The sequence below is a fragment of the Lentiprolixibacter sp. genome, from assembly GCF_982873095.1.
In genome coordinates this window covers 1-6,951 of sequence record NZ_CEYNTP010000150.1, presented here as the reverse complement: position 1 = coordinate 6,951, position 6,951 = coordinate 1, and the positions used below count along the sequence as shown (strand labels likewise).

The following is a 6,951-nucleotide window of genomic DNA, read 5'->3' as shown; positions in this document are numbered from 1 at the left end:
ATAGAAGTAGCAAAATCCCTCAACGCAGATGCCATCCATCCTGGCTATGGATTTCTCAGTGAGAATGCCGGCTTTTCGGAAGCAGTAGAACGGAACGGCCTCACCTTTATTGGCCCCAAACCGAAAGCCATCAGGATGATGGGAAGCAAACTGGCCGCCAAGGAAGCCGTAAAGAAGTATAAAATACCTATGGTGCCCGGTATAGATGAGGCCATTACTGATGTGCAGAAGGCAAAAGAAATCGCCCGGGAAATAGGATTTCCTATCCTGATTAAAGCTTCCGCAGGGGGAGGAGGTAAGGGGATGCGAATTGTGGAAAAGGAAAAGGACCTGGAATCGCAAATGGAGCGGGCCATCAGTGAAGCGACCTCTGCCTTTGGGGACGGTTCTGTTTTCATTGAAAAATATGTTACCTCCCCAAGACACGTTGAAATCCAGATCATGGCAGATAGCCACGGCAATATCCTGTATTTTTTTGAGCGGGAATGCAGTGTGCAAAGGCGGCATCAAAAAGTGGTCGAAGAAGCACCTTCAGCCATCCTTACTCCGGAATTAAGGGAAAAAATGGGGGTGGCAGCAACCCAGGTAGCCAAATCCTGTGACTATCTCGGGGCAGGTACCGTGGAGTTCCTCATGGATGCCGATCTGAATTTCTATTTCCTTGAAATGAATACACGCCTGCAGGTGGAACACCCGGTCACGGAGCTGATAACCGGAGTTGATCTTGTTGAACTTCAGATCAGGGTAGCCCGGGGGGAAGCCCTCCCCATCCAGCAGAAAGACCTTCAAATAGATGGGCACGCTATTGAACTCCGCGTGTATGCCGAAGATCCCCTGAACGATTTCCTTCCCAGTGTGGGTAAGCTCGAAAAATACCGGCTTCCTGTGGGCGAGGGGATACGAGTAGACAATGGTTTCGAGGAGGGGATGGAAGTGCCTATTTACTACGATCCCATGCTGTCAAAACTCATTACTTATGGGAAGAGCAGGGAAGAAGCCATTGCGCTTATGATCCAGGCCATAGATGCCTATGAAGTGGAAGGCGTGAAGACCACCCTCCCTTTCGGACGTTTCGTATGTGAACACGAAGCCTTCCGATCTGGCAATTTCGACACCCATTTCGTAAAGAACTATTATTCGCCGGAAGTCCTGCATAAAAGTTCCGAAGAAGAAGCCAGAATAGCAGCAATTGTGGCCTTAAAAAAATATTTGAAAGACCAGGAGATTTTACGCATCCCAAATAACTAACAGATGGACTCGAAGATCAAAAAACTTAAAGAAAGCGTTGCACTCGCCCACCTTGGAGGCGGTAAAGAGCGGATAGCAAAACAACACGCCAAGAAAAAACTAACAGCACGGGAACGCGTTCAGTACCTGCTCGATGAAGGCTCCTTTGAGGAGATGGGCATTCTGGTAACCCATCGAACAACAGATTTTGGGATGGAAAACGAGCTCTATTACGGGGATGGAGTAGTAACAGGATACGGAACCATCGAAGGGCGATTGGTGTATGTCTACGCACAGGATTTTACGGTATTTGGCGGGGCTTTATCCGAGACACATGCCGAGAAGATCTGTAAGGTTATGGACCTCGCAATGAAGGTAGGAGCCCCGGTAATTGGCCTGAATGATTCCGGAGGTGCGCGGATACAGGAGGGTGTCAGGTCGCTTGGAGGATATGCTGATATCTTCTATCGCAATGTTCTGGCTTCTGGGGTAGTGCCCCAAATTTCGGCGATTATGGGACCCTGTGCAGGAGGGGCAGTCTATTCACCTGCCATGACCGACTTTACCTTTATGGTGGAAAAGACCAGCTATATGTTCGTCACCGGACCTAATGTAGTGAAAACCGTCACTAATGAAGAGGTTACATCAGAAGAACTTGGTGGCGCACACACCCATGCCGTAAAATCAGGAGTGGCCCACCGGACCAGTGCCAATGATATCACCTGTATGGAGGATGTAAAGAAACTGCTCAGCTATTTGCCGCAAAGTAATCGGGAGACCCCCAAAGACCTGCCTTATGAATTGAAAGATGAGGTCCGGGAGGAGCTGTCCGGGATTATTCCTGAAAATCCCAATAAACCGTATGACATGCATGATGTCATCAGTGGGATAATAGACAAGGATTCATTTTTTGAAATCCATGCGGAATACGCAGAAAATATCATTGTAGGTTTCGCCCGTCTTGCGGGTAAAAGCATTGGAATCATTGCCAACCAGCCTATGTACCTGGCCGGGGTATTAGGGGTCAATAGTTCCGTCAAGGCGGCACGCTTTGTGCGGTTCTGCGACAGTTTTAATATTCCGATGCTGGTCCTTGAGGATGTGCCGGGTTTCCTGCCTGGTACCGACCAGGAGTGGAATGGCATAATCGTACATGGGGCTAAACTCCTTTATGCCTTCTGTGAGGCCACGGTGCCCAGGGTGACCGTTATTACCCGAAAAGCCTATGGCGGTGCTTATGACGTTATGAATTCCAAGCATATAGGGGCCGACTTTAACTACGCCTGGCCGAGTGCGGAAATTGCCGTTATGGGGGCCAAAGGGGCCAGTGAGATCATTTTCAGGAAGGAAATAGCAAGTGCAGATGATCCAGAAGCAAAATTGTTAGAAAAAGAAGCAGCCTATGCTGAGAAATTTGCTAATCCTTTCATGGCAGCTAGAAGAGGCTTCATAGATGAGGTGATCCTCCCCAAGGACACTCGTCGTAAACTTATCAAGGCTTTTGCTATGCTGAAAAACAAGCAGATGGCTGCCCCCAAACGAAAACATGGGAACATTCCCTTGTAATTTGGCTGTTAGACATTTACTTGTTGGGTATTTGAAAAGAAGAACTGAGCTACATCATAGGCTGTTTTCTTCAGTATATTTTATTTGTAAGGAATGCAGGTAAAAACAAGATATCGCTATTGGCGGATGCGCCGAGTAAAAGATCCCAGGCAGCGGTTATACGCCGGACTACTAATGCTGGGGAGCAGCATCCTTCTCTTTCGCACTCTGCGAATGGTGCTGGTAGAGCAGGCATTCGAGATCCTTACGGAGTGGGTCTATGCCTTACTGATTCTCGAATTCATGCTGGACCTGGGTGCTTTGCTCGCGGGTTCACGCTGGTTCATCCTCAGTAAATGGCAGTATGCCAGCACGGCATTGAAAATGGGAGTATGGTCAGTTATGGTACATGCCGTACGTGTGTTGATCTATGTGCTGGGTAGAACTGGTCCCTGGGAGAATTTTGATGTACAGCCCGAATATCACGCCACCTATACCTTCGACTGGTTTTGGGTTTATTTTGCAGCAGGCTTTTCGATGTTGAGCTTGATCGGTGTCTACGTGGTCTGGAGGCTGTGGAGACGTGTCAAAGGCAAATACGAGCACTTTTTCTAAAGCCGGAACAGCAATACACATACGTCAATGACTATAGGTAGATCATGGCCTGAAGAATTAAAAAATTGGCCTTAGTGGATCCAAAAATGTCATTTTTATATTCCAGGGTAAATTTGGAGTGGTGACCACTTCTATAGGCATTGATGCCAATTCCAAAGGTATTCCTGTTGTCGTCATCGGCATCGTAAGACTGCCTTTCATAACTTACATATGGCTGGTATCTCCTTTTGGTCAGATCCCCTTTGAAAACGTAACCGGCATGAGCACAAAAAAAGCTGCCCGTACCGTAGGGCCCAAAGAAGTAATTCCTTCCATAATCCGTAACCTGGTAAAGCGCATAGGCGGTAATAGCACTTCCGTCATCACTCAGAGGGGCATCGTAAAATGCATCGATACCATAAATGAACACATCCTGCCCTGTGAGGCGGGGCACGGCTGTTGTTCCATTATCTACGACGGCTCCATCAGGATGATAGAAAAACCCAGCTCCAATATTAAAAATTCGGTTCTCTCCTAAATAAGTCCCTACTTTATAAGGCAACAGATTGGATTCTTTATTGAAAAACTGAAAGTCAAAGTACCCCGCATAGGTCCTGCCAGCTTTTTTGGACCCGAGAAGGGAACGTCCGCCGTAGACTGCCTGCCCACCGGCTATTGGGAGGCGTTGATCCAGACTTGAAACTAAGGCCTCGTTGATAGATACCCTGTACTGCAGTCTGTTGAAACTTCCCTTGGCAAAAACACCCACGTGCCGTCCGAATTGATCAGAAAGCCCCAAGGTGGCCCAGGCCTGACGGTGATTATCAAGCGTCATCATATTCAGGGTGCTCTGGCTGTTCAGCCTTGAAATGCCGTTAAAGTAATGCAGTCCACCACCAAGCGCATGGTTTGGATTTAGGTTGTATTCCACCCAGGCGCCGTGAAAAAATAATTGAGAACCCTCCCCTGTTCCTGTAGGACTGAGGGTATTACTGTTCAGGTTATTCAACCCAAAATGGGTAACGATAAGAAAGTTTTTGTTTAGCTGGGAATACATCAATATCCGCGCCCTGCGCAGGTTGAAACTCAGGTTATTGTTTTCATTTCCATTGAGATCAAAAGTGTCGTCCGTATTGTAAAGTGCCTGACCCTGGACCCAGGACACAATACGCAGGTATTTGGAACCATCTTCGCTCATTGCAAATTTGAACCCGCCATCATAATTGGGAAAACCCTGTGCGTAAAAAGACTGACTGATAAATAGAAAAAGCCCGAAAAGATAAAGGGCCATACTTCGAGTTGACATCATGATTGAGACATTTGCAGTTGTATTGATCAAGTACAAATACAGCACAAGTCTAAGGCATATTATTGTAGAATTTTATGATTCTTGTCATACCTTATACGGTAGTTTTGGCAATAGGTTGACTGGATGCATATTTTTTACTGATGCATTTCCCAATTACTGATATTACGGTGTTTGCAGTTTAGCTGGGCAGGTAGATTACGCCGGAAACACTATCCCTTTCTGCCCCGGTAACCGAGGCCAGTACATTGGTCTTGTGCTGCATCCTTAAAACCCCCATAAAGCCAAATACGAGGGCTTCCTTAAAATCCACCAAGGTGCGGTCCGGGACAATGATATCCACACGCTCCCCAAGTTTTTTACGAAGCAGGTTGATGAGGAAGTCGTTATGGGCTCCTCCTCCTGTTACCAACACAGAGGCTTGTACTGAGGTTATATGGGACATGATTTGCAGGCTGATCTGATCGGTAATATGGTGAACGGCGGTACACAAAAGGTTTTCCAGTGAATCCTTATGTTGGTTCACAAGGGGGAGAAGGGAGCCTGTAAACCATTCGTAACCTGTTGATTTAGGAAAAGATTGTTTGTAGTACGGCAGGGTATTGAGTGCCTCAAGCAATTCCTGATTAACAGTGCCCGAAGCGGCGTATTTACCGCCCTCATCGTAAGGCATTTCCCCCATTGCTGAAAGATGGTTCAAAAGCATATTGGCCACACCGATATCATAGGCGATGCGCTTGCCCTGGTGAAGGAAGGAGATATTGCAAATGCCACCTAAATTGAGGCAAAAAGTATACTGGGAAAACAGGAAGTGGTCCCCGATAGGAACAAGGGGGGCACCCTGACCGCCAAGGGCGACATCATTAGAACGAAAATCACAGATGGTAGTACTACCTGATGCATTGGCAATGTGCTGGCCAGAGCCCAGCTGACAAGTGATGCCCAGCTCCGGGCGATGATGGGAAGTGTGGCCATGGCTGGCAATAAAATCCACATCCAGACCTTCCTCTGCAACAAATGCACGAACCTGCTGGCCCAGCCAAATACCATAGCCGTGATCAAGACGCATATGGTCAATCGCAGACAGGGTTATGGTATTTTTGAGTTTATCCTTTAGGTCTTCGGTATACCCTGTATGTCGTGTTTTAACGATATCAAACTCCCAGGTGTCACTTTTGGCACGAAAATGACAGTAGGCCATATCGAGCCCGTCAAGGGAAGTTCCGGACATTAACGCTATGACTTTATATGTTTTCATTCATTTTTATTTCAATTGGATGGGAAGTTGACCCGGAGCAGGACATTTCCCCAAAAAGTGGTCTGCCGCTACTTCCTGAAATACCCCAAAGTTTTGATAAGCAATGATAATCGTATTATCGGGATCCGGTTGTAACAAATTTAAGAAGTAGGGGTTACCAAAGAGATATAGGGTAACCTTTTCACTTTGGAGCAAACCATTAATTAAAGCCAGTGTAGCCTCGGAGCATCCAAAACGGTTCGTCGGTTTCACTGAAGGAGGGAAAATGGCCAAAAGATAGCGATCTCCAGATCTTATTTGATCCATGGAAGGTGCCTTTTCCCAATCTATCGTGATTTGTTGCAGTCCCCTCTTCTGCATGATCCGTTTAAAGAACAGGTTATCTTCTACTGCGCCTATTTGCACACCCATCCACTCTGCATCCGGAAAAGCCTGAGATGTTGTTTCTCCCTGGTAGGCGGTAAGGCATTTTTGTGCGATCTCCAGGTTTAAGGGTTTACAATCACTAAGGATGGGATGCACAGTGCCGGGATCCCAATAGCATCGCGATTTCAGCTCCCATACACGTCTAAAAGCGGCTTCGATATCTTCTCTGGCCCCCCGGTCACTAATTTTGTTGATACCCTCCTCAGGATGCTCTGAAAAACAGAACACATCAATACCCGCAGAAAACGCCTGAAACTCCAGCTCGCCTTTTTCAGGGTAGTGTTTGGAGACCGCATGCATATTGAGGGCATCGGAAACCACGACCCCTTCAAAGCCCATTTCCTGCCGTAATGTGCCTTTTATAAGCCGGTCAGACAGGGTGGCAGGGGTAATGTTATCTCCCGTAAGGGCCGGCACGGCAAGATGACCGATCATAACCGCGTCTACCCCGTCCTGTATCAGTTCACTGAAGGGAGCGAGCTCATGTTCCCTTAATGCTGACCTGGACTTTGAGATGACGGGAAGCCCGAGATGGGAATCCGTAGCCGTATCCCCGTGCCCCGGAAAGTGTTTCGCACAGCTGAGAATTCCCTGT

6 protein-coding genes are annotated in these 6,951 nt (G+C 47.4%); 3 read left to right on the top strand and 3 right to left on the bottom strand.

The features are described from left to right. The 3 genes from AC4E7D_RS09665 to AC4E7D_RS09655 all read left to right on the top strand — a co-directional run. The coding region (locus AC4E7D_RS09665; protein WP_490173594.1) for an acetyl-CoA carboxylase biotin carboxylase subunit at positions 1 to 1,248 on the top strand (1,248 nt) is incomplete at its 5' end. Between the two features lie 3 nt (positions 1,249 to 1,251). After that, positions 1,252 to 2,793 (top strand): acyl-CoA carboxylase subunit beta, encoded by a 1,542-nt coding sequence (locus AC4E7D_RS09660; protein WP_490173593.1) that lies wholly within the window; start codon positions 1,252 to 1,254, stop codon positions 2,791 to 2,793. Positions 2,794 to 2,919: 126 nt separating this feature from the next. After that, a complete protein-coding gene (locus tag AC4E7D_RS09655; RefSeq protein WP_490173592.1) occupies positions 2,920 to 3,387 on the top strand; it encodes a hypothetical protein in 468 nt (155 codons plus the stop codon). Between the two features lie 31 nt (positions 3,388 to 3,418). Here the strand turns inward: AC4E7D_RS09655 and AC4E7D_RS09650 are convergent, their stop codons facing one another. From AC4E7D_RS09650 to AC4E7D_RS09640, 3 genes are all read right to left on the bottom strand, one after another. After that, positions 3,419 to 4,675 carry a hypothetical protein gene (locus AC4E7D_RS09650; RefSeq protein WP_490173591.1) on the bottom strand — a complete coding sequence of 419 codons (1,257 nt, stop codon included), beginning with the start codon at positions 4,673 to 4,675 and terminating at the stop codon, positions 3,419 to 3,421. Positions 4,676 to 4,853: 178 nt separating this feature from the next. Beyond that, positions 4,854 to 5,930, bottom strand: a complete 1,077-nt coding sequence (locus tag AC4E7D_RS09645) for an anhydro-N-acetylmuramic acid kinase (RefSeq protein WP_490173590.1) — start codon at positions 5,928 to 5,930, stop codon at positions 4,854 to 4,856. Positions 5,931 to 5,936: 6 nt separating this feature from the next. Beyond that, positions 5,937 to 6,951: glycoside hydrolase family 3 N-terminal domain-containing protein (locus tag AC4E7D_RS09640; RefSeq protein ID WP_490173589.1), on the bottom strand; the 1,015-nt coding region annotated here is incomplete at its 5' end.